24 protein-coding genes are annotated in these 21,387 nt (G+C 66.5%); 14 read left to right on the forward strand and 10 right to left on the reverse strand.

What is annotated here, in order from left to right; translation table 11 throughout:
- Positions 1-35 precede the first annotated feature (35 nt).
- Both BM252_RS20385 and BM252_RS20390 read right to left on the reverse strand, forming a co-directional pair.
- A complete protein-coding gene (locus BM252_RS20385) occupies positions 36-2,006 on the reverse strand; it encodes a TonB-dependent receptor (protein WP_245774357.1) in 1,971 nt (656 codons plus the stop codon).
- A 361-nt stretch (positions 2,007-2,367) separates the two neighbouring features.
- Positions 2,368-3,291, reverse strand: coding sequence for a LysR family transcriptional regulator (locus tag BM252_RS20390; protein WP_093389512.1), 924 nt, complete (start codon positions 3,289-3,291; stop codon positions 2,368-2,370).
- Between the two features lie 141 nt (positions 3,292-3,432).
- On the opposite strand from BM252_RS20390, the gene BM252_RS20395 reads away from it, so the two are divergent.
- Genes BM252_RS20395 through maiA form a run of 3 tightly spaced genes read left to right on the forward strand, consistent with a single transcriptional unit; the run spans position 3,433 to position 5,640 of the window.
- Positions 3,433-3,975 (forward strand): VOC family protein, encoded by a 543-nt coding sequence (locus tag BM252_RS20395; protein ID WP_093389513.1) that lies wholly within the window; start codon positions 3,433-3,435, stop codon positions 3,973-3,975.
- Positions 3,972-4,994, forward strand: a complete 1,023-nt coding sequence (locus tag BM252_RS20400; protein ID WP_093389514.1) for a fumarylacetoacetate hydrolase family protein — start codon at positions 3,972-3,974, stop codon at positions 4,992-4,994. Before BM252_RS20395 ends, BM252_RS20400 begins: the two co-directional genes overlap by 4 nt.
- Position 4,995: 1 nt before the next feature.
- Entirely contained in the window at positions 4,996-5,640 is a 645-nt protein-coding gene (maiA, locus tag BM252_RS20405; protein WP_093389515.1) for a maleylacetoacetate isomerase, read from the forward strand.
- Positions 5,641-5,743: 103 nt separating this feature from the next.
- On the opposite strand, the gene BM252_RS20410 is transcribed toward maiA, so the two are convergent.
- From BM252_RS20410 to BM252_RS20425, 4 genes are read right to left on the reverse strand one after another with little or no spacing between them, the layout of a single operon-like run.
- Positions 5,744-6,910, reverse strand: a complete 1,167-nt coding sequence (locus BM252_RS20410; protein ID WP_093389516.1) for an ABC transporter permease — start codon at positions 6,908-6,910, stop codon at positions 5,744-5,746.
- A 22-nt stretch (positions 6,911-6,932) separates the two neighbouring features.
- Complete coding sequence (locus BM252_RS20415) at positions 6,933-8,090, reverse strand: ABC transporter permease (protein WP_093389517.1); 1,158 nt, start codon at positions 8,088-8,090, stop codon at positions 6,933-6,935.
- A gap of 3 nt (positions 8,091-8,093) precedes the next feature.
- Positions 8,094-8,786: an ABC transporter ATP-binding protein gene (locus BM252_RS20420; RefSeq protein WP_093389518.1), complete on the reverse strand. Its 693-nt coding sequence runs from the start codon at positions 8,784-8,786 to the stop codon at positions 8,094-8,096.
- Positions 8,787-8,799: 13 nt separating this feature from the next.
- Positions 8,800-10,020: an efflux RND transporter periplasmic adaptor subunit gene (locus BM252_RS20425; RefSeq protein WP_093389519.1), complete on the reverse strand. Its 1,221-nt coding sequence runs from the start codon at positions 10,018-10,020 to the stop codon at positions 8,800-8,802.
- A gap of 283 nt (positions 10,021-10,303) precedes the next feature.
- Between BM252_RS20425 and BM252_RS20430 the strand changes: the two genes are divergently transcribed.
- The 11 genes from BM252_RS20430 (at position 10,304) to BM252_RS20480 (ending at position 18,914) form a co-directional block, all read left to right on the forward strand.
- On the forward strand, positions 10,304-11,077 hold the full coding sequence (locus BM252_RS20430) for a uracil-DNA glycosylase family protein (protein ID WP_093389520.1): 774 nt from the start codon (positions 10,304-10,306) through the stop codon (positions 11,075-11,077).
- A gap of 159 nt (positions 11,078-11,236) precedes the next feature.
- Positions 11,237-11,713 carry a Fe-S cluster assembly transcriptional regulator IscR gene (iscR, locus tag BM252_RS20435; RefSeq protein ID WP_093389521.1) on the forward strand — a complete coding sequence of 159 codons (477 nt, stop codon included), beginning with the start codon at positions 11,237-11,239 and terminating at the stop codon, positions 11,711-11,713.
- A 43-nt stretch (positions 11,714-11,756) separates the two neighbouring features.
- Complete coding sequence (locus BM252_RS20440) at positions 11,757-13,013, forward strand: IscS subfamily cysteine desulfurase (RefSeq protein ID WP_093389522.1); 1,257 nt, start codon at positions 11,757-11,759, stop codon at positions 13,011-13,013.
- Positions 13,014-13,076: 63 nt separating this feature from the next.
- Entirely contained in the window at positions 13,077-13,466 is a 390-nt protein-coding gene (iscU, locus tag BM252_RS20445) for a Fe-S cluster assembly scaffold IscU (protein WP_020702063.1), read from the forward strand.
- A gap of 77 nt (positions 13,467-13,543) precedes the next feature.
- The gene (gene iscA, locus BM252_RS20450; RefSeq protein ID WP_093389523.1) at positions 13,544-13,867 is read left to right on the forward strand and encodes an iron-sulfur cluster assembly protein IscA; all 324 of its coding nucleotides are present in this window, start codon (positions 13,544-13,546) and stop codon (positions 13,865-13,867) included.
- Positions 13,868-13,941: 74 nt separating this feature from the next.
- Positions 13,942-14,460: a Fe-S protein assembly co-chaperone HscB gene (gene hscB, locus BM252_RS20455; RefSeq protein ID WP_093389524.1), complete on the forward strand. Its 519-nt coding sequence runs from the start codon at positions 13,942-13,944 to the stop codon at positions 14,458-14,460.
- 73 nt (positions 14,461-14,533) lie between these two features.
- Positions 14,534-16,414, forward strand: coding sequence for a Fe-S protein assembly chaperone HscA (gene hscA / locus BM252_RS20460; RefSeq protein WP_093389525.1), 1,881 nt, complete (start codon positions 14,534-14,536; stop codon positions 16,412-16,414).
- A 26-nt stretch (positions 16,415-16,440) separates the two neighbouring features.
- Positions 16,441-16,782, forward strand: a complete 342-nt coding sequence (fdx, locus tag BM252_RS20465; protein ID WP_093389526.1) for an ISC system 2Fe-2S type ferredoxin — start codon at positions 16,441-16,443, stop codon at positions 16,780-16,782.
- Between the two features lie 14 nt (positions 16,783-16,796).
- Complete coding sequence (gene iscX / locus BM252_RS20470) at positions 16,797-16,991, forward strand: Fe-S cluster assembly protein IscX (RefSeq protein ID WP_093389527.1); 195 nt, start codon at positions 16,797-16,799, stop codon at positions 16,989-16,991.
- Positions 16,978-17,904: a class I SAM-dependent methyltransferase gene (locus BM252_RS20475; RefSeq protein ID WP_425442352.1), complete on the forward strand. Its 927-nt coding sequence runs from the start codon at positions 16,978-16,980 to the stop codon at positions 17,902-17,904. Before iscX ends, BM252_RS20475 begins: the two co-directional genes overlap by 14 nt.
- A gap of 266 nt (positions 17,905-18,170) precedes the next feature.
- Positions 18,171-18,914, forward strand: coding sequence for an rRNA pseudouridine synthase (locus BM252_RS20480; RefSeq protein ID WP_093389528.1), 744 nt, complete (start codon positions 18,171-18,173; stop codon positions 18,912-18,914).
- Positions 18,915-18,998: 84 nt separating this feature from the next.
- Here the strand turns inward: BM252_RS20480 and BM252_RS20485 are convergent, their stop codons facing one another.
- From BM252_RS20485 to BM252_RS20500, 4 genes are all read right to left on the reverse strand, one after another.
- Positions 18,999-19,529 (reverse strand): RDD family protein, encoded by a 531-nt coding sequence (locus tag BM252_RS20485; protein ID WP_093389529.1) that lies wholly within the window; start codon positions 19,527-19,529, stop codon positions 18,999-19,001.
- Positions 19,519-20,274 (reverse strand): DUF3106 domain-containing protein, encoded by a 756-nt coding sequence (locus tag BM252_RS20490; protein ID WP_245774358.1) that lies wholly within the window; start codon positions 20,272-20,274, stop codon positions 19,519-19,521. Before BM252_RS20490 ends, BM252_RS20485 begins: the two co-directional genes overlap by 11 nt.
- Positions 20,275-20,402: 128 nt before the next feature.
- Positions 20,403-20,804: a DUF3619 family protein gene (locus BM252_RS20495; protein ID WP_093389531.1), complete on the reverse strand. Its 402-nt coding sequence runs from the start codon at positions 20,802-20,804 to the stop codon at positions 20,403-20,405.
- A complete protein-coding gene (locus BM252_RS20500; RefSeq protein ID WP_093389532.1) occupies positions 20,801-21,370 on the reverse strand; it encodes an RNA polymerase sigma factor in 570 nt (189 codons plus the stop codon). Before BM252_RS20500 ends, BM252_RS20495 begins: the two co-directional genes overlap by 4 nt.
- Between the last annotated feature and the right edge of the window lie 17 nt (positions 21,371-21,387).

Below are 21,387 nucleotides of genomic sequence, written 5' to 3' on the forward strand. Positions count from 1 at the left end.
TGGTGGCCGAGGTGTGAAGTGTGAACCTGAGCAGCTTAGAAGCGGCTGCTCAGCGTCAGGCTGACGTTGCGTGGCGCACCCGGTTGAATCTGCACGTTGTTGATCGCCGATTCATAGAAATGCGCGTTGCCGAGGTTGTTCAGCTTGAGGCGCAGGTCGTAGGCCTTCTGGTGGTAGTTGAACGTCGCGTCGACGCGGGCGTAGCCGGGCAGGCGCACGGCGTTGTCGGACAAGGCGAACTGATCGCTGTTGACCAGCACGCCAAGGCCGGCGCTGTAGGTATCCGAGAACGACTGGTCCAACCACAGGCTGGCGCGGTGGCGGGCGGTCATCTCGGCGCGGTTGCCGCTGGGGATGTCGTTCGAGGCGACGATGCGCGCGTCGTTGTAGGTGTAGGCGGTGCTGAGGCGGCCGCCCTGCCACAGCGCGCCCTGCAGTTCCAGCTCGACGCCCTGGTTGCGCTGCTTGCCCACTTGCAGCTGGCGAAGGCCGGCCGGATCGCTCGGGTCCAGCGTCAGCTGGTTGCGTTGCTCGATGCGGAACAGGGCGACGGTGGTGAAGAAGCGTTTGTTGAGCCAGTCGCGCTTGTAGCCGATCTCCTGCAGATCGGTCTGCATCGGCTTGACCTGCTTGAGCGGCGTGCTGGAGGTGTACAGCAGGTCGCCGCCGGCCGGCTGGTGCGAGCGGCTCAGGTTCAGGTACAGCGATTGCGTGTCGTCGGCTTGGTAGACCAGGCCGACGCGGGGCGAGGCCAGCTTGTCGCTGCGTTCGCTCAGCTCGTTCTTTTTGAGGTGGTTGATTTGTTCCTGGCGGAAGCGGTCGAAGCGCACGCCCAACAGCGCCTTCCACTGCGCGCCCAGGCTGATCTGGTCTTGCAGGTACAGGGCGGCTGTTTTGGCGGTGAAGCTGTTGTCCAGAGACAAGGGCAGGCCGTTGAAGTCCGGCGCGGCCAGCACGTGTTGCGGCGCGTACAGGTCGACAGGGAAGGCGATCGCCGTCTGGCCGGTGCGCACGTCGCGTTTTTGCTGCGCCAGTTCCACGCCGGCCAGGATGGTGTGGTTGGCCAGCGCGTAGGTCAGCTCGGTTTGGTTGATCAGATTGCGCTGGTTCTGCGGGAAGTAGGTGATCTGGCGCGACAGCGTGCCGTTGGCGTTGACGCGGCGGTTGCGCGTGTTGACGCCGGACAGGTCGGTGTGGCTGTACTGCAGCGTGTTGTTGAGCTTGAGCTGCTGGTTGATGCGGTGGTCCAGGCTGGCGCGGACGATCTCGCTGTCGGTGTCGGTGTAGTCGTAGCGCTCGCCGTAGAAGGTGCCGGCCGGCACGTCGAGCGGACGCCCGTTGAGCGAGGGCACGCCACGGTCGGGCGTGCGCTGCTCGCGCTGGATTTCGGCCTGCAGCAGCAGGCTGGTGTCGGCGCCGAGCCTGATGGCGGCCGAGGGGGCGATCAGTTTGCGGCTGTGTTCGACCACGTCGCGGTAGCTGTCGCCGCTGTCGTAGACGCCGATCAGGCGGGCGTTGACCTGGTCGTTGAGGGCGCCGCCGACGTCGACGCTGACGCGGCGTTCGCGGTCCGAGCCCAGCGTGGCCGAGATCTCGCTGGCCTGGCCGGCCTTCGGTTTCTTGCTGACGCGGTTGATCAGGCCGCCGGCCGAGCCGCGTCCGTACAGTGCCGCCGCCGCGCCCTTGACGACCTCGATTTGCTCGGTGGTGGCCAGGTCGCGGAAGTATAGGTTGTCGTCGCGCATGCCGTCGACGCTGGTGTCGCGCAGCGAATAGAAGCCGCGAATGTAGAACTCGTCGCGGCGGCCCTCGCCCTGGCCGGCCACCACGCTGCTGACGTAGTCGAGCGCGTCCTTGCTGCTCAGGGCGGCGCGGTTGCGCAGGCTCTCTTGCGTGACCAGGCTGATCGACTGCGGCGTCTCCAGCAGCGTGCTGGCGGTCTTGGTGGCGCCGGCGATCAGCGCCTGGCCGCCGTCCTTGCTGGCGGAGACGGTGATCTGCGCCATTTCTTGCGTGGTTTGGGCGCCGGCGGCGGAGTGGACAAGCAGAACGGACAGCAGCAGGGGGAGGGGTTTCAGTGCGGGACGAAGAATGGCCATGGATCGTTAGCGTAAAGTTGTGTTGAATGCGTTGAGCCGACGCGGGACGGGCAAGCGCGCGGGGAGAATTGCATAGATTGCAAATCTTAAGTTGCACGGATGGGAATGTCAATGATAGTGATTCGTATTTGCGATAATGCTTGCGGCGCCGCCTCTATGCGGCGTCGTACTGCGGCGAGGAAAGTGGCGAGCACTGGCCGGGTGGGCCCGGACGTGCACGCGGCGCGGCGCGGATTGTCCGGCAGTGCCAGGGGGACTGGCCGGCAGCTCAGGCGTTGCGCGTCACCGTCACGTTCCACTCGTGGGTGTCGACGAACTCGTGCAGGAAGGCGACGAAGCTCTCGGCCGCCGGCGACAGCGCGCGGGCGTTCTTGGTGTAGACGAAGAAGCGGCGCGTCAGCTCGGGGTCTTGCAGCAGACGCATCCGCAGGCCGTACAGCTTGACCATCGGCTCGGCGTAGGGCAGGCAGACGGTGATGCCCAGCTTGGCGCTGACCATGGCCAGCGCGGTGGTCATGAAGGTCACCTCGTTGTAGGGGCTGAGCGACAGCTCGCGGAAGGACACGTGCATGTCGTGCAGCAGCCGCTCGGTGAACTGGCCCTGCAGCGCGATGAAGGGGAAGTCGTTGACGTCGGCCCAGCTGACGCGCTCGCGCTGCTCCAGCGCGTGGCCGGGCGGGAACACCAGCACGAAGGGCATCTCGAACAGCACCTGGGCGTCGATCTCGGCCGTCGGCTCGCGCTCGGGGCCGATGCCGAAGTCGACCTCGCCGCTGAACACGCGCGCCGAGACGTTCTCCACCGGACAGTCGACCAGCTTGACCTGCACGTCCGGATAGGCCAGCCGGTAGGCGGCGATCACCTCCGGCAGCAGGGTGCAGGACATCATCTGCGGCGCCGCCACCCGCACCATGCCCTTCTTCAGCGCCTTGCGGTTGGCGATGTCGGCCATGGCGCCGTCCAAGTCCTGCAGCATCTTGTCGAACAGCGGATACAGCTCGCGGCCCAGCTCGGACAGCTGCGCCTTGCGCGTGGTGCGCTCGACCACCTTCACGCCGAGCAACTGCTCGAGCTCCTTGATCTGCCCGCTCAGGGCCGACTGCGTCACGTGCAGAATTTCGGCGGCCAGCGTGAAGCTGCCGGTCTTGGCGAGCGCCACCAGGGCGCGCATTTGACGCAGGCTAGGATTCATAAGGAATTCTGATAAGTGGAGGTAAAAATACTGTTTGTATGATATCTGAAACTGGCATCTAATGCTCAGCATAGATGCCGCGCCCGTCGCTAGTGCCACACTGCCGACCCGCAGCGAACGAATTCACCCCCGGAGACAACGATGAAAATCAAACAAATCCACCATGTGGCCTACCGCTGCATCGACGCCAAGCAGACCGTCGACTGGTATGTGAAACACCTGAACATGAACTTCGTGCTGGCCATCGCCGAGAACGAGGTGCCGTCGACCAAGGCGCCGGACCCGTACATGCACGTCTTCCTCGACGCCGGCCACGGCAACGTGCTGGCCTTCTTCGAGCTGCCGACCCAGCCGCCGATGGACCGCGACCACAACACCCCGGCCTGGGTGCAGCACCTGGCGCTGGAAGTGGGCAGCATGGAAGAGCTGTTGGCCGCCAAGGAGCAGCTGGTCGCCGGCGGCATCGAGGTGCTCGGCCCGGTCTACCACGGCATCTTCAAGTCGATCTACTTCTTCGACCCGAACGGCCACCGCCTCGAACTGGCCGCCAACATCGGCACGCCGGAGATGATGCAGCAGCTCGACTCGGTCAAGTGGGAGATGTTGGAAGAGTGGTCGCGCACGCGCAAGGCGCCCAAGCACGCCGCCTGGATGCACGCGCCGGAAGCGGAGGTGAAGGCATGAAGCTCGCCAGCCTGAAAAACGGCGGCCGCGACGGCGCCCTGGTGGTCGTCAGCCGCGACCTGAACAACTACGTTGCCGTGCCGCAGATCGCCGCCACGCTGCAGCAGGCGCTGGACAATTGGGACGCCATCGCGCCTCAGCTGGAGCAGGTCTACGCCGCGCTCAACGCCGGCACCGCCGCGTTGGCCCAACCCTTCGAGCAGAGCCTGTGCCACTCGCCGCTGCCGCGCGCCTACCAATGGGCCGACGGCTCGGCCTACATCAACCACGTCGAGCTGGTGCGCCGCGCCCGCAACGCCGAGGTGCCGGCCTCGTTCTACACCGACCCGCTGATGTACCAGGGCGGCTCGGACAGCTTCATCGGTCCGCGCGACCCGATCTTCGCGCTGTCGGAAGACTGGGGCATCGACCTGGAGGCGGAAGTGGCCGTCATCACCGGCGACGTCGCCATGGGCGTCTCGGACGCCGACGCCGCCAAGGCGATCCGCCTGGTGATGTTGGTGAACGACGTCTCGCTGCGCAACCTGATCCCCAACGAGCTGGCCAAGGGCTTCGGCTTCTTCCAGTCTAAGGCGGCCAGCGCCTTCTCGCCGGTGGCGGTCACGCCCGACGAGTTGGGTGGCCACTGGGCTGACACCAAGCTGCACCTGCCGCTGTTGGTGGAACTGAGCGGCAAGCCCTTCGGTAAGCCGAACGCTGGCGAGGACATGACCTTCAACTTCGCCCAGCTGGTGGCGCATGCCGCCCGCACCCGCGAGCTGGCGGCCGGCACCATCATCGGCTCCGGCACGGTGTCGAACAAGCAGGGCAACCTGCACGGCTCGAGCATCGACAACGGCGGCGTCGGCTACTGCTGCCTGGCCGAGGTGCGCATGTACGAGACCATCGAAGGCGGCAAGCCGAGCACCGGCTTCCTCAAGTTCGGCGACAGCGTGCGCATCGAAATGCGCGACGAGCAAGGCGCCAGCATCTTCGGCAGCATCGACCAGACCGTGGCGCACTACCAAGAGCGCCGCTGAGATGAAGCTGTACACCTACTTCCGTAGCTCGGCCGCTTATCGGGTGCGCATCGCGCTGAACCTGAAGGGGCTGGACTACGAAGCGGTGCCGGTGCATCTGCTGCGCAATGGCGGCGAGCAGCTGGCCGAGGCCTACCGCGCCGTCAACCCCAGCGCGCTGCTGCCGGCGCTGGACGACGACGGCGCGCTGCTCAGCCAGTCGCTGGCGATCATCGAGTATCTCGACGAGACGCGGCCGCTGGCGCCGCTGCTGCCGGCCGACGCGCTCGGCCGCGCCCGCGTGCGCGCGCTGGCGCAGACGGTGGCCTGCGACATCCATCCGCTGGCGAACCTGCGCGTGCTCAAGTATTTGAAGGGGCCGCTCGGTTTGTCGGAGGAGGTCAAGCTGCAGTGGGTCGTGCACTGGGTCGGCGAGGGCATGGCGATGTTGGAGGCGCACCTGGCGCGCGATCCGCACACCGGCCGCTTCTGCCACGGCGACACGCCCGGCCTGGCCGACTGCTGCCTGGTGCCGCAGGTGTTCAACGCGCAGCGCTTCGACATCGACATGGCGGCCTATCCGACCGTCATGCGCATCCACGCCAACTGCGCCGCGCTGCCCGCCTTCGTCCAGGCGCATCCGGCGCAACAGCCGGACGCCGAGTAGGCGGACTGCAGGTCCAGAGGGTCAGACCCTAGGGTCTGACCCTGCTTCGCCGCCGCCGCCGCCGGGCTTCATCTGCCTCGCGGCTGTTGGCGAGTCGCCCGGCTCAGGCGGCGCGCAGCGCGTCGACGATCTGCATGCGCGCCGCCCGCAGCGCCGGCAGGAAGCCGCCCACCATCCCCATCACCAGCGAGAACAGCAGCGTCTTCACAATGATCGCGGCGTTCAGCTTGAAGCCGAAGGCCAGTTCGGAGAAGGACTGGAAGTTCGTCGTCGAGAACGACAGGAACTGCATCAACGAGGCGAAGGCCAAGCCGACCACGCCGCCCACCACCGCCAGCAGCATAGCCTCCGTCAAAAACGCCGCGAGGATGTTCCTGCGCTGGAAGCCCAGCGCGCGCAAGGTGCCGATCTCGCCGACCCGGTTGGCCACCGAGGCGTACATGGTGATGGTCGCCCCTATCATCGCGCCGATGGAAAAAATCACCGACAGGGTCAGGCCGAGGATGCTGATGAAGGTCGACAGCGCGAGCGACTGGTCCGAGTAGAAGGTCTGCTCGCGCTTGGCCTCCAGGGTCAGCCGCTGGTCGCCCTCGATGTCCTTCTTGAAGCCGTCGAAGCGGCCGCTGTCGCTCAGGCGCAGGACGACGGACGAGTAGGCGTTGCGGCGGAAGGCCTGCATCAACTGGTCGGCGTCGCCCCAGATCTCCGAATCGAAGCCGCTGTTGCCGGCGTCGAACAGGCCGACCACGGTCCACTCGCGCTGGCCGAAGCGCAGCGTCTCGCCGATGCCGGCGCCGGAGAAGCGCCGCGCGATGCTGGCGCCGGCAACGATCTCCGAGGCGCCCGGGCGGAACATGCGCCCCGCCGTCAGCTTGACCTGCGGCCGCAGCGTCAGCGCGCGCGCGCCGACGCCACGGATGATGATGTTGGACGGCTTGTCCGAGCCGCGCTTGTTGAGCGAGATGAGCACCAGCGTCTCCTTCGACAGCATCGGCTGGCCGTCGGCGCCCAGGCCGATGGCCGCATGGCTGGCGACGATGTTGGCCTGGGTGCGGTCGACGCCGCTCTGCACCTCGGTCTCGGCGGAGCGGCGGATCAGCACCACGTTGTCGTACTCGCCGGTGGTGACCAGGGTGTTGCGCAGGCCCTCGTCGAGCATCAGCACGGCGGCGAAGACGAACACCACCAGCGCCAGGCCGCCGGCCGTCAACGCCGTGGTCAGGCGGCGCGCCCATAGGTTGCGCGCGATGTAGGAGAGGGGGATGCTCATGGCGCCTCGTTCATTGGTGTGCTCATCCTATGCTGCGCAGGCCGTCGACGATGTTGACGCGGATCGCCCGCAGCGTCGGCGCGATGGCCGCCACCACGCCGATGCCCAGCGCCGCCAGCACCTGCTGCAGCACCGTCAGCGGCGCCACCTCGAACACCGGGAACATGGTGCCCATCTTGGCGCCGAAGCCGGCCGCCACCGGGTAGAGCAGGGCGATGCCCAGGCCGGCGCCGGCCAGGGCCAGCAGCATCGACTCGCCGAAGATCATCAGCGCCAAAAAGCCCGGGCCGAAGCCGAGCGCCTTCAAGGTGGCGTACTCGCCGAGCCGCTCGCGCGCGCTCATCGCCATGGTGTTGGCCATCACCGCCATGATGATCAGGATGACCACGAAGGACACCACGCGGATCGCCACCACGATCGCCTCCGACATCGAGACGAAGCCGAGCTGGAAGGCCTTCTCGGTCTCGGTCAAGGTCTCGGCCAGCGAGTTGCGGAACTGCGCGTCGATGGTCGCCGAGACGGCGGCGGCGTCCTCGGCGCGGGCGATGCGCACCACGTAGACGCCGATCTGGTTGCCGCGCCGTGGCGCCGTCTTCAGGATGCTCTCGTTGATGTAGTCCCAGTGGAAGAACATGGTCGCCGTGTTGGTGCCGGTTTGCCGCCCGTCGTAGATGCCGCGCACCACGAACTCCCAATTGCCCGGGTAGATCGTGCCCTTGATCGGGATGATGTCGCCGAGCTTGAAGCCGTACTCCTGCGCCAGTTTGCGGCCGACGATGGCGCCCTTGCGGTCGCGCAGGAAGGCGGCGCGCTCGGCCTCGGGCAGCAGGTAGTCGGGGTAGATGTCGAGATAGCTTTGGCCGGAGATGGCGAACTGGGCGAAGAAGTTCTTCGGGTCCTGGTAGACGCCGCCGAACCAGTTGGCGTAGCCGACCCCGGTCACGCCGTCCACGCCGCGCAGCTTGGCCTGGTAGGACAGCGGCAGCGGGAACACCAGCGAGGTCTTGTTGCGCGTGATGAGCGTGGTGTTGGAGGCGCCCTCGGCGCCGGCGTACCAGGCGTCGACCACCGTTTGCAGCAGGCCGAAGGAGAGCGTCGCCACCACCAGGCCGAGCACCGTCAGCATGGTGCGCAGCTTGTGGCGCAGGGCGTTCTTGATGATCAGGCGCAGCGCGTACATGGGCTAGCCGGCCACGGCCGGTTCGGCCATCAGCTCGCCTTTTTCCAGGTGCACCATGCTGCGCGCCTGCGCCGCCGCGTTGGCGTCGTGGGTGACCATGATGATGGTCTTGCCGAGCTCGCGGTTGAGCTGGTTCAGCAGGGCCAGCACCTCGCCGGCCGACTGGCGGTCCAGGTCGCCGGTGGGCTCGTCGGCGACGATCAGGGTCGGGTCGGTGACGATGGCGCGGGCGATCGCCACGCGCTGCTGCTGGCCGCCGGACAGCTCGTTGGGCGTGTGGTCCATGCGGTCGGCCAGGTTGACCATGGCCAGCGTCAGCTCGACCCGCTCGCGCCGTTCGCGCCGCGACAGCTTGGTCAGCAGCAGCGGCAGCTCGACGTTCTCGAACGCCGTCAGCACCGGCATCAGGTTGTAGAACTGGAAGATGAAGCCGATGTTGGTGGCGCGCCAGCGCGCCAGCTCGCTTTCGCCCATGCCGGCGATGTCCAGGCCGGCCACGCGCAGCACGCCGCTGTCGGGCTTGTCGATGCCGGCGATCAGGTTGAGCAGGGTGCTCTTGCCCGAGCCGGAAGGGCCCATCAGCGCGGTGAAGTCGCCCGGCTGGATGGTCAGGCTGATGTCGGTCAGCACCGGCACGATCTGCCCGCCGCGCCGGTAGGACTTCACCAGGTGTTCGATCTGGACCAAGGGTTGCATGGGTTCTCTCTGCCTATTTCTTCACCACGCCGACCAACTGGCCGTCGTGCAGCTTGGCGTCGGGCGCCAGCACCACCTTGTCGCCGGCCTTCAAACCCTTGACCTCGACCAGCTCGCCGATCTTGCGCCCGCTGCTCACCGCCACCTGCTTGAGCTTGTCGCCGTCGACCACGAAGGCCGCCGGCTTGCCTTCGCGCGTGACGATGGCGCCCGGCTGCACGGCGCTGACGGCCTGCTTGTCCTCGGCCGGCACCGGCTTGGACAGGAAGGCCACCTTTGCGCTCATGTCCGGCAGCACACGGGCGTCGCGCTCGGCGAAGCGCACCTTGACCAGCAGGGTGGCCTTGCTGCGGTCCACCGTCGGCACCATGCGCGAGACCACGCCGGCCAGGCGCAGCTCGGGGAAGGCGTCGAGCTGGATCTCGGCCGGCTGGTCGACGCGGATCTTGCTCAGGTTGGACTCGGAGACGTCGGCCTCGACCTCCAGCGTGTCCATGTCGGCGATGGTGACGACGGCGCCCTTGCTGTCGGCGGCCGACGAGAACGGCGTGATGTTGTCGCCCACGTTGGCGCTCTTGGTCAGGATCACGCCGTCGAAGGGGGCGCGGATCACCGTCTGGTCCAGCGCCACCTGGGCCACCTGGGCGTTGGCCTGGGCCGCCGCGATGCCGGCGCGGTAACCGCTGATGTTGGCCTTGGCCTTGTTCAGCCGCGCCTGCGCCGCGTCGTAGGTGGCGGCGGCGATGAATTTCTGTTTGAGCAGGTCGGCGGCGCGCTGGAAGGCGGCCTGGGCGTCGGCCAGCTCGGCCTGTCCCTGTTCCAGGTTGGCCTGGGCCACCTTGATGTTGGCCTGCGCCTGGCCCAGGCTGGCGCTGACGTCGCGGTTCTCCAAGCGGGCGATGACCTCGTCCTTCTTGACCCGGCTGCCTTCCAATACGCCGAGCCATTCGAGCCGGCCGGTGGCCTTCGACGACAGCGCCGCCTTGCGCTGCGCCACCACGTAGCCGGTGGCGTTGAGCAAGGTGTAGTTCTGCGCCGGATAGGTCTGCGCCACCGTCACCGTCTCCACGCTGGGCTTGCCGTTCAGCAAGCGTCCGGCCGCCGTGGCCAGCACCGCCAGCGCCACCGCGCCGACCGCCAGCTTGACCCAGCGCCGCCGCCGCGAGCGTTGGCCGGGAATCTGCGCCGTCGGCGCCCGTTCGATCTTGAGCTTGGAGATGTCTGGAGTTGCCACGTATTACCTCGAAAAGGATAGGGCTGAGCAGTGGGACGGGGAAAGACCTGATAATCTTGCTATATAGTTGAAATAAACGCAAGAGGTCGCGGGTAAGCGGGGCGCATTTAAGTGCCGCGCCGGGCAATTCGGAAAAATGCGCGCGCCGCCGCGTGACAGATGTATCACAGCCGCATGAAGGCCATATGAAGGTCGTATGACGGCCACACTGACGGCGGCGCCTCGCCGCGGCCGCCCTTGCGCTACAATTTGCCCTTTCCCGCCGTCACCGACCATTTCCGCAATGACCATCCCGAGCTCCATCCTCGCCGCGCTGGCGCGCGCCCACGTCTCCTGGCAAGCCATTCTGAGCGAGGGGCTGCAGGCGGTGCAGGCGGCCGACCCCGCCTATCTGGCCGACTTGGCCGCCGACGCCTACCTGCCCACCGAGCAACGCCTGTTCGCCGCCTTCGCCCTGCCGCTGCAGCAGGTGCGCTACGTGCTGGTGGGCGAGGGGCCGTATCCGCGCGCCGAGAGCGCCACCGGGGTCTGCTTCATGGACGGCGCCGTCGGCAGCCTGTGGTCGGCCGAGCCGGGCGGCGGCCTGTCCAAGCCGGTCAACAAGGCCACCTCGCTGCGCAATTTTATGAAGATGTTACTGGTTGCCGATGGTCAGTTGTTGGCAGACAACACCGCCGGCGCCGCCCTGGCCGGGGTGGCCGAGCGCGCCCGCGCCGGCGCCGCCATCCAAACCCTGGCCCAGTTGCAGGACAAGTTGACCGCCCAAGGGTTCCTGCTGCTCAACGCCTCGCTGGTGTTCCGTGCCCACGTGGCGCCGGTCAAGGACGCCAAGGCCTGGCTGCCCTTCTTCGAGACGGTGATGGCCGGCCTGGTCCGCCAGGCGGCGGCGACGCCGACGCTCGTACTATGGGGGAAGATCGCCGAGCAGCTGAATAAGTTGCCGGTAATGCAAAAGTTTCCGCAGATCGTCACCGAGCATCCCTACAACCTGAGTTTCATCGGCAACGCGTCCATGCATGCGCTGTTCCGACCGATGCGCCTGCTGCGTGTGGAGTGAGGGGGAAGGGGCGGGGAAGGGCGGGGGAAATGGGCCGGCAAAGCGTGGGGCCATCCGACGCGATACGTCAAAGTTTGGTATACTTGACTAAATCGTTCAACTAATCAGGCTTTGGTCAGTTGCAAGACGATATTTTAACCGAGTTGAACCGAGGTAGTGATGCGTCTGACCACCAAAGGCCGTTTTGCTGTGACTGCGATGATCGATCTGGCTTTGCGCCAAGGCAAAGGCCCGGTCACCTTGTCGGGCATCAGCCAGCGTCAGGCCATCTCCCTGTCGTACCTGGAGCAGTTGTTCGGCAAGTTGCGCCGGCATGAGATCGTCGAGTCGATACGCGGACCGGGCGGTGGCTACAGCCTGGCGCGCCGGGCCGACAAGGTCACGGTGGCCGACATCATCATCGCCGTCGACGAGCCGCTCGACGCCACCCAGTGCGGCGGCAAGGAAAACTGCCACGGCGCCGACGCCGCCAGCGGCGCGCGCTGCATGACCCACGAGCTGTGGGCCACGCTGAACGAGAAAATGGTCGACTACCTGGATTCGGTGTCCTTGCAGGATCTGGTCGACCAACAGAAACAAAAGAACGCCGAACAAAACGTGGTGGTGCTGCATCGCAACCACGCCGCGCTTGGTTAATTATCGGACATTAGGCTGCTTGAAACGCATTGGAGTTATCTAGATGAATGCCCCTGAAAAAAACATCGCGCCGGTTCAGTTCCACACCGCCCCGCATTTCCCGATCTACATGGATTACTCGGCGACGACGCCGGTCGATCCGCGCGTTGCCGACATGATGATTCCGTATCTGCGCGAGCAGTTCGGCAATCCGGCCTCGCGCAGCCACATGTACGGTTGGACGGCGGAAGCGGCCGTGGAAGAGGCGCGCGGCCACGTCGCCGCGCTGGTCAACTGCGACCCGCGCGAGATCATCTGGACCTCCGGCGCGACCGAGAGCAACAACCTGGCGATCAAGGGCGCCGCCCAGTTCTACAAGACCAAGGGCAAGCACATCATCACCGTCAAGACCGAGCACAAGGCCGTGCTCGACACCGTGCGCGAACTGGAGCGGGTCGGCTTCGAGGCCACCTACCTGGAACCGCAGGACAACGGCCTGATCACCATCGAGCAGCTGACCGCCGCCATCCGGCCGGACACCATCCTGATCTCCGTGATGCTGGTCAACAACGAGATCGGCGTGATCCAGCCGATCGACGAGATCGGCGCGCTGTGCCGCTCGCGCGGCATCATCTTCCACTGCGACGCCGCCCAGGCCACCGGCAAGGTGCTCATCGACCTGCAAAAGAGCAAGGTCGACCTGATGACCTTCACCGCCCACAAGACCTACGGCCCGAAGGGCATCGGCGCGCTGTACGTTTGCCGCAAGCCGCGCGTGCGCATCGAAGCGCAAATGCACGGCGGCGGCCACGAGCGCGGCCTGCGCTCGGGCACCCTGCCGACCCACCAGATCGTCGGCATGGGCGAGGCCTTCCGCCTGGCCAAGGTCGAGATGGACAGCGAGATCGTGCGCATCAAGGCGCTGCGCGACCGCCTGGCCAGCGGCCTGCAGGGCATCGAGGAAACCTATATCAACGGCGACATGGAGCACCGCGTGCCGCACAACCTGAACGTCAGCTTCAACTACGTCGAGGGCGAGTCGCTGATCATGGCGGTGAAAGATCTGGCGGTGTCGTCCGGTTCGGCCTGCACCTCGGCCAGCCTGGAGCCGTCCTACGTGCTGCGCGCCCTGGGCCGCAGCGACGAATTGGCGCACAGCTCGATCCGCTTCACCATCGGCCGCTTCACCACCGAGGCCGACATCGACTTCGCCGTCGAGCTGATGAAGACCAAAGTCGCCAAGCTGCGCGAGCTGTCGCCGCTGTGGGACATGTTCAAAGAGGGGATCGACATCAGCTCGATCCAGTGGGCCGCGCACTAAGCCCTGCCGGGGCCGGTCGCCACATCGCGTTTTCATCGAATTCAGAATACTAGGAGCATCAAAATGGCTTACTCAGAAAAAGTGTTGGACCACTACGAAAACCCGCGCAACGTCGGCGCCTTCGAAAAGGGCGACGACAGCGTCGGCACCGGCATGGTCGGCGCGCCGGCCTGCGGCGACGTGATGAAGCTGCAGATCAAGGTCGGCGCCGACGGCCTGATCGAGGACGCCAAGTTCAAGACCTACGGCTGCGGTTCGGCCATCGCCTCGAGCTCGCTGGTGACCGAATGGGTCAAGGGCAAGACGCTGGACCAGGCGCTGGCCATCAAGAACACCCAGATCGCCGAGGAACTGGCGCTGCCGCCGGTCAAGATCCACTGCTCGATCCTGGCGGAAGACGCCATCAAGGCGGCGGTCCTGGACTACCAGACCAAGCACCCGGTCGCCGCCTAAGCTCTCATTTAGGCGCGGCGAACGTATTGTGTTACACCGGCCCGGCGCGAGCGCGCGGGGCCGGGACGGAGAAACGAATGGCAATCACACTGACCGAAAAAGCAGCGAAACACATCACCCGCTACATCGAGCGGCGCGGCAAGGGCGTCGGCCTGCGCTTCGGCGTGCGCACCACCGGCTGTTCCGGCCTGGCGTACAAGCTCGAGTATGTGGACGAGGTGGCGGCCGAGGACAGCGTCTTCGAGTCGCACGGCGTGAAGGTCTTCGTCGATCCGAAGAGCCTGCCCTACCTGGACGGCACCGAACTCGACTTCGCGCGCGAAGGCCTCAACGAGGGCTTCAAGTTCAACAACCCCAATTTGAAGGACGCGTGCGGTTGCGGCGAAAGCTTCCGCATTTGAGCGCGTCACCGCCGCCGCGCTGTGGCCGTCTGCCGGACGCAACAGCGCGCGGCCAGACCCGATAGACCCCAGCCATGCAAAACCACTTCGACCTGTTCAACCTGCCGCAGCGCTACGCCGTCGACGGCGCCGCCCTCGACGCCGCCTACCGCGAGGTGCAGAGCCGCGTCCATCCGGACAAGTTCGTCAACGCCACCGACGCCGAGAAGCGCGTCGCCATGCAGTGGGCGACCCGCGCCAACGAGGCCTACCAGACGCTCAAGCACGCGCAGAAGCGCGCCCAGTACCTGTGCGAGCTGAACGGCGTGGACCTGCAGACGGAGTCGAACACGGCCATGCCGATGGCCTTCCTGATGCAGCAGATGGAGTGGCGCGAGGCGCTGGCCGAGGCGCGCGCCGGCCGCGACGCCGCCGCCCTCGAGGCGCTCGACCGCGACATGCGGCTGGAACGCAAGGCGCAGCTGCTCGGCATCGCCCAGCAGCTCGACGGCGGCGACTTCCACGGCGCCGCCCAGGGCGTGCGCGCCCTGATGTTCCTCGACAAGATGCAACAGGAAATCGATAGCGTGTTCCAGCTGTTCGAGGATGTCTGAGGCGGCCCGCCGCCATCGCCCTCGACGCCCCATCCGTCCTAATTCAATCTGAGCCGCAAGGCACGAAATATACATGGCACTTCTGCAAATCTCCGAACCAGGCATGTCGACCGCGCCGCACCAGCACCGGCTGGCCGTGGGCATCGACCTCGGCACCACCAATTCGCTGGTGGCGACCGTGCGCAACAGCATCCCCGAAGTGTTGAACGACGAGGAGGGCCGCCCGCTGCTGCCGTCCGTGGTGCGCTACCTGCCCAACGGCCACGCCAACATCGGCTACAAGGCCCAGGCCGCGCAGACCACCGATCCGAAGAACACCATCGTCTCGGTCAAGCGCTTCATGGGCCGCGGCCTGCACGACATCGCCTACGCCGAGAACCTGCCCTACGACTTCCAGGACACGCCCGGCATGGTGCAACTGAAGACCATCGCCGGCATCAAGAGCCCGGTCGAGATCTCGGCGCAGATCCTGGCCACGCTGCGCCAGCGCGCCGAGGATTCGCTCGGCGACGACCTGGTCGGCGCCGTCATCACCGTGCCCGCCTACTTCGACGACGCCCAGCGCCAGGCCACCAAGGACGCCGCCCAGCTGGCCGGCATCAACGTGCTGCGCCTGCTCAGCGAGCCGACCGCCGCCGCCATCGCCTACGGCCTCGACAGCGCGTCGGAGGGCATCTTCGCCGTCTACGACCTGGGCGGCGGCACCTTCGACATCTCCATCCTCAAGCTGAGCAAGGGCGTCTTCGAGGTGCTCTCGACCGGCGGCGACTCGGCCCTGGGCGGCGACGACTTCGACCACCGCCTGTTTTGCTGGATCCACGAGCAGGAAAAGCTGGCCCCGCTGTGCGACGAGGACACCGCGATCCTGATGGTCAAGGCGCGCGAGGCCAAGGAGCTGCTGTCGAACAAGGACGACGTCACCGTCGACGCCGTGCTCAACTCCGGCGAGGAGGTCCACCTGCGCATCACCGCCCAGACCTTCCAGGAGATCACCAAGCACCTGGTAGGCAAGACCATGAACGCGATCAAGAAGGCCCTGCGCGACGCCAGCGTCGACGTCGACGACGTCGACGGCGTGGTCATGGTCGGCGGCGCCACGCGCATGCCGCACGTGCAGCGCGCCGTCGGCGAGTTCTTCCACACCATCCCGCACGCCAACATCGACCCCGACAAGGTGGTCGCGCTGGGCGCGGCGATCCAGGCCAACCTGCTGGCCGGCAACCGCGCCGCCGGCGACGACTGGCTGCTGCTCGACGTCATCCCGCTGTCGCTGGGCATCGAGACGATGGGCGGCCTGGTCGAGAAGATCATCCCGCGCAACTCGACCATCCCCTGCGCCCGCGCCCAGGAGTTCACCACCTTCAAGGACGGCCAGACCGCCCTGGCCGTGCACGTGCTGCAGGGCGAGCGCGAGTTGGTGAGCGACTGCCGCTCGCTGGCCCGCTTCGAGCTGCGCGGCATCCCGCCGATGGTGGCCGGCGCCGCGCGCATCCGCATCACCTACCAGGTCGACGCCGACGGCCTGCTGTCGGTCTCGGCGCGCGAGCTGCGCTCCGGCGTCGAGGCCTCGATCAGCGTCAAGCCGTCCTACGGCCTGGGCGACGACGACGTCGCCCGCATGCTGCAGGACTCCTACCAGTCGGCCGACGTCGACATGGTCGCCCGCGCCCTGCGCGAGGAGCAGGTCGAGGCCGAGCGCATCCTGCTGGCCACCCAGTCCGCGCTGGACGAGGACGGCAATTTGCTAGACGCCGCCGAGCGCCCCGCCGTGGACGCGCTGATGCAGCGCGTGCGCGACGCCGTCGCCGCCTCCGTGGCCGGCACGCTGGACCACGCCGGCGTCAAGGCCGCCGTCGAGGCGCTGGCCAACGGCACCGAGGACTTCGCCTCGCGCCGCATGGACCGCAGCGTGCGCAGCGCGCTGGCCGGCAAGACGCTGGCCCAGGTCGTTTAATTCAGAACATCACAGAGGTAACACAAGTGCCACAAATCGTATTCCTGCCCCATCCCAAACTGTGCCCCGAGGGCGCGGTGGTCGACGCCCCAGCCGGCAAGACGCTGTGCGACATCATGTTGGAGAACGACATCAACATCGAGCACGCCTGCGAGAAGTCCTGCGCCTGCACCACCTGCCACGTGCTGGTGCGCGAGGGCTTCAGCTCGCTGAGCGAGGCCAGCGAGACCGAGGAAGACCTGCTCGACAAGGCCTGGGGCCTGGAAGCCGTGTCGCGCCTGTCCTGCCAGTCGGTCGTCGCCGACGTCGACCTGGTCGTCGAGATTCCGAAATACACGATCAACCATGCCAGCGAGGGCGGTCACTGAGACCGGAGCAAGCGATGAAATGGACTGATATCTCCGCGATCGCGGAAGCCCTGTACGACAAATTCCCGGACACCGATCCGGGCACCATCCGCTTCACCGACCTGCACAACTGGGTGGTGGAGTTGGACGGCTTCGACGACGACCACAGCCGTGGCGGCGAGAAGGTATTGGAAGCCATCCAGGCGGCGTGGATCGATGAAGCGCGCTGAGCCAGCGGCCAAGGCCGCCAAGGGCGTCAAGGGTGAAGTCGCGACCACCACCAGCGCGGCAGCGATGCCGGAGATCCGCGAAGGCCAATCGGTCGCGCTGCTGCAAGAGCTGCACATCCTGACCCGCGACGGCAAGATGAACCAGGACAGCCGCCGCAAGCTCAAGCAGGTCTACCACCTGTACCAGTTCATCGAACCGCTGTTGCGGGAAGTGCAGGCCGACGGCGGCGCCGGCGTGTCGCTGGTCGACCACGGCGCCGGCAAGTCCTACCTCGGCTTCATTTTGTACGACCTGTTCTTCAAGGCCTTGAACGACGGCTCGCACATCTACGGCATCGAAACGCGCGAAGAGCTGGTCGCCAAGTCGCAGGAGCTGGCCAAGAAGTTCAACTTCCCCGGCATGTCCTTCCTGCCGCTGTCGGTGGCCGAGTCGACCGAGTCGAAGCTGCTGCCCGAGCGTATCGACGTCGTCACCGCCCTGCACGCCTGCAACACGGCGACCGACGACGCCATCCACTTCGCGCTGAAGAAGAAGGCCCGCTTCATGGTGCTGGTGCCGTGCTGCCAAGCCGAGGTGGCCACCGTGCTGAAGAAGAACAAGGCCAAGGCCCTGGGCAAGAGCGCGCTGACCGAGCTGTGGCGCCATCCGCTGCACACCCGCGAGTTCGGCAGCCAGATCACCAACGTGTTGCGCTGCCTGCAACTGGAGGCGCACGGCTACCAGGTCAACGTGACCGAGCTGGTCGGCTGGGAACACTCGATGAAGAACGAGCTGATCATCGCCAGCTACAAGAACCTGCCGCGCCAGCGCCCCACCGAGCGCCTGCAGGAAGTGCTGGAAACGCTGGGTCTGGAGGAGATGGGCAACCGCTTCTTCACCGAGCAGCTGGCCAAGGCCGCCGTCGCCCAGTAAGCCCCCCCCCGGCGGGGTCAGTGCCGACATTCGGACACGAGCTCAAGCACAAGGCGGGGTCAGTGCCGACATTCAGACACGAGCTCAACAGCTGGTCTTGCCAGCGAAACTCTATATTGCTGAGTCCGTGTACGAATGTCGGCACTGACCCCGGCGTTCCTGACCCCGGCGTCCACTAACTGTGTGCCTCATCCGCCCGCCGGTTTCGCCCGGTGGCGCGGCGGCGGGTACAATACCGCCTTTCCTCCGTTTTCCTTTTCGACTCAATGACAGACTCCACCAAAGATTCCACCGTCCGCCTCGCCAAGCGCGTGTCGGAAATGCTCCCTTGCTCGCGGCGTGAAGCCGAGCAGTACATCGAGGGCGGCTGGGTCAGCGTGGACGGCGTCGTCGTGGAAGAGGCCGGCGCCCGCGTCAGCGAGGAGCAGGCCATCGCCGTCGCCAAGGACGCGACCTTGCTGGAGATCCTGCCGGTCACCATCCTGCTGCACAAGCCGGCCGGCTTCAATGCCGACATCGGCAAGGACGGCGCGCCGGCGCTGAGCTGCCTGAGCCTGGAGTCGCGCACGGCCACCTGCCGCCAGCAGCGCTTCCTCAAGCGCCACCTGGGCGGCCTGACGCTGACCAATCCGCTCGCCACCACGGCCAGCGGCCTGGTCGTGTTCACCCAGGACTTCCGCGTCGCCCGCAAGCTGGTCGACGAGGCGGCGCGGGTCGAGCAGGAGATCATCGTCGAGGTCGCCGGCAACATCGTCGAGAACGGCCTGGCCTTGCTCAACCACGGCCTGCCGTTCAACGGCAAGCCGCTGCCGCCGATCAAGGTCAGCTGGCAGAACGAGACCCGCCTGCGCTTCGCGCTGAAGGGCGTGCTGCCGGGCCAGATCGAGCACATGTGCAAGATGGTCGGCCTGAGCGTGGTGGCGATGAAGCGCATCCGCATCGGCCGCATCGCCATGTCCAGCCTGCCGGTGGGCGAGTGGCGCTATCTGCAGGAATTCGAACGCTTCTAAGCCAGGCGGGGGAGGGCGCGGCGCAAGTCGTGCCGCAATGAAAAAGGCCGCGATCGCATCGCGGCCTTTTGCTTGTCGGTGGAGCTACGCCGCCGCAGCGGTCTTGCTCTTCTTCGGCGGCTTGGGCAGTTGCACCAGGCGGGTGCCGGTCAGCTTGTCGTGCAGGAACTGGCGGTCGCGGTCGAGCAGGGCGGTGGCGGCCCACACCAGCACGCCGACGCCAACCGCACCCAGCGCCTGCCACTTGTGCAGGTCGAGGGCGTAGGCCAGCAGCAGCGCCGGCAGCACCCACATCCAGCTCAGCAGATAGCGCACGGTGGCGGCCTGCAGCGATAGCGGGCCGCCCTTGGCCAGCACCACCTTGATGCGCCAGGTGCGCATGGCCAGGGTCTGGCCCTCGCGGCTCCACTGGTGGATGAAGTAGGTGCCCAGCACCAGGAAGAACAGCGCCTGGCGTAGGTGCTCGGCGGTCTTGCTGTGGCTGCCCTGCAAGGCCAGTTCCAGCGCAAGGAAGGGCAGGAACAGCACGGCGAAGCCGAGCAAGGTCTCGTAGACCATCGAGATCAAGCGGCGTGCAAGGGTAGGTGTTGCGACCGGCGCGGAACTATTTGACATTGCTTGGCGTTGGCGGCGTGGCCTGGGTGCTGGTGGGGACGGCGCTGGCGGGCGTTGCCGCAGTCGCTGGCGTGGCGCTTGTCGGAGCGGTGGCGCTTGTCGGAGCGGTGGCGCTTGGCGCCGCTGTGGCGGCGCCCGGCGCCGGCGTCGCGGGGGTGGCGCTGGCGCCCGGCGCCGGCGGCGTCGCCGGGGCAGCTTGGCCGCCGGCCGGCGGGATCGTCGCGCCGGACTTGATCGGCGCCACGGTCTTGATTTTGTTCTGCGCCGGCGTCGGCACGTTGGCGACCTGCTTCTTCATCGCCGCTTCCGCCGCCAGTTTTTTCTTTTGTTCTTCGGGCAGCTGCTGGTATTGCTCCCAGTGGGCCGACTTTTTCCCCATGTCCAGTTTCTGCCCGTTCACCAGCTTCTGCGTGGCGGCGAAGTTCTGCCGCACCACGCGGCGCTCTTCCGGCGTCAGTTTGATCCACTCGCGCATGCGCTCCTGCACGCGGGCCTGCTCGTCCGGCTTCATCGAGGTGTAGCGGTTGGCGATCTCCAGCCATTTCTGTTTGCGCAGCGGCTCCAGCGCGTTCCACTCGGCCGCCAGCGGCAGCAGCGCTTGCTGTTGCACCGGGTTAAGATTTTTCCACTGGGTTTTTTCCGTCGGCTTGGCGACGGCGGCGTGCTGCTTGCCGCCGGCCACGGGCTTGCCCGGCGCCGATGTCGTTGCCGGCGCTGGGCCGGCGGCGGCGGCGGGGGTGCTCACTGGCGCCGCCGGGGCGGGCGCCGGGGCCGGTTGTGTCGCGTTGACCCAGGAAGCGCCGCCGACCGCGAGCGCGGCGAGCGCGGCGAATCCCGCGCCCAGTTTTGCCCGACCGCTGAAACGCGCCATGTTTATTGCTCGCTTTTCGTCAGGTAGGCGTTGAAACCGTGGTCCATATAGGCCGACAACGGCAGCTCGTCCGACAACACGGCGGCGTCCACCTCGGCCAGCTCGGCGACGCGCTCCTGCTCCTCGTACTGGTAGAGGCCGACCATGCCGGCCACCAACACCAGCATCGGCACGGCCACGCCCATCCGGCCCAGCCAGGAGAGCGGTTGCGCGAAGAAGCCGGCGCCGCCGCCGGTGGCCAGCGCGCGCTCGCTCACGCGCACCGGCGCGTCGGCCTTCTTGCGCGCCATGGCGGCCTTGCGGGCCGCCGCCAGGCGGTCGGTGGTCGAGGCGGGCAGCTCGTCGAGCTGCTCGTTGAGCGCGTGGCGCACTTTGTAGGCGAAGTTCAGATCGTCGGTGTTCATAATTTGATTCCTTTGGCTTTAAGCGATTCGGCGAGGGTGTGTGTTGCGCGTGAGCAATGTGTCTTCACGCTCCCCTCGGAACATCCCATCGCTTCGGCTGTTTCAGCCACGTCCATGTCCTGCCAGTAACGCATGAGGAAGGCTTCCCGTTGACGCGCCGGCAGTTTTTGCACCTCGCCGTCAATTAGTTGCAAGGTTTGTGCCCGCTCGACCTTGTCGGCGCTCGACTCGGACGCCTCGGAACCCTGTTCCGCCTCGTAGGAGTCGAGTATATCAAAGTCCTCGCTGCCCTCCTTGGCGCCGCCCATGCCGGAGAACAGGCTGACCCAGGTGTTGCGCACCTTTTCGCGGCGGAAATAATCGAGGATGGTGGTCTGCAGGATGCGCTGGAACAGCATGGGCAGCTCGGCGGCCGGCTTGTCGCCGTATTTCTCGGCGAGCTTGATCATCGCGTCCTGCACGATGTCCAGGGCCGATTCGTCCTTGCGCACTGCGTAGACGGCCTGCTTGAAGGCGCGTCGCTCGACGTTTACGAGAAAGTCGGATAATTCTTTGTCTGTTGCCATGCGTCGTGGGGAGGGTA

The organism is Rugamonas rubra, assembly GCF_900114705.1.
GTDB lineage: Bacteria > Pseudomonadota > Gammaproteobacteria > Burkholderiales > Burkholderiaceae_D > Rugamonas > Rugamonas rubra.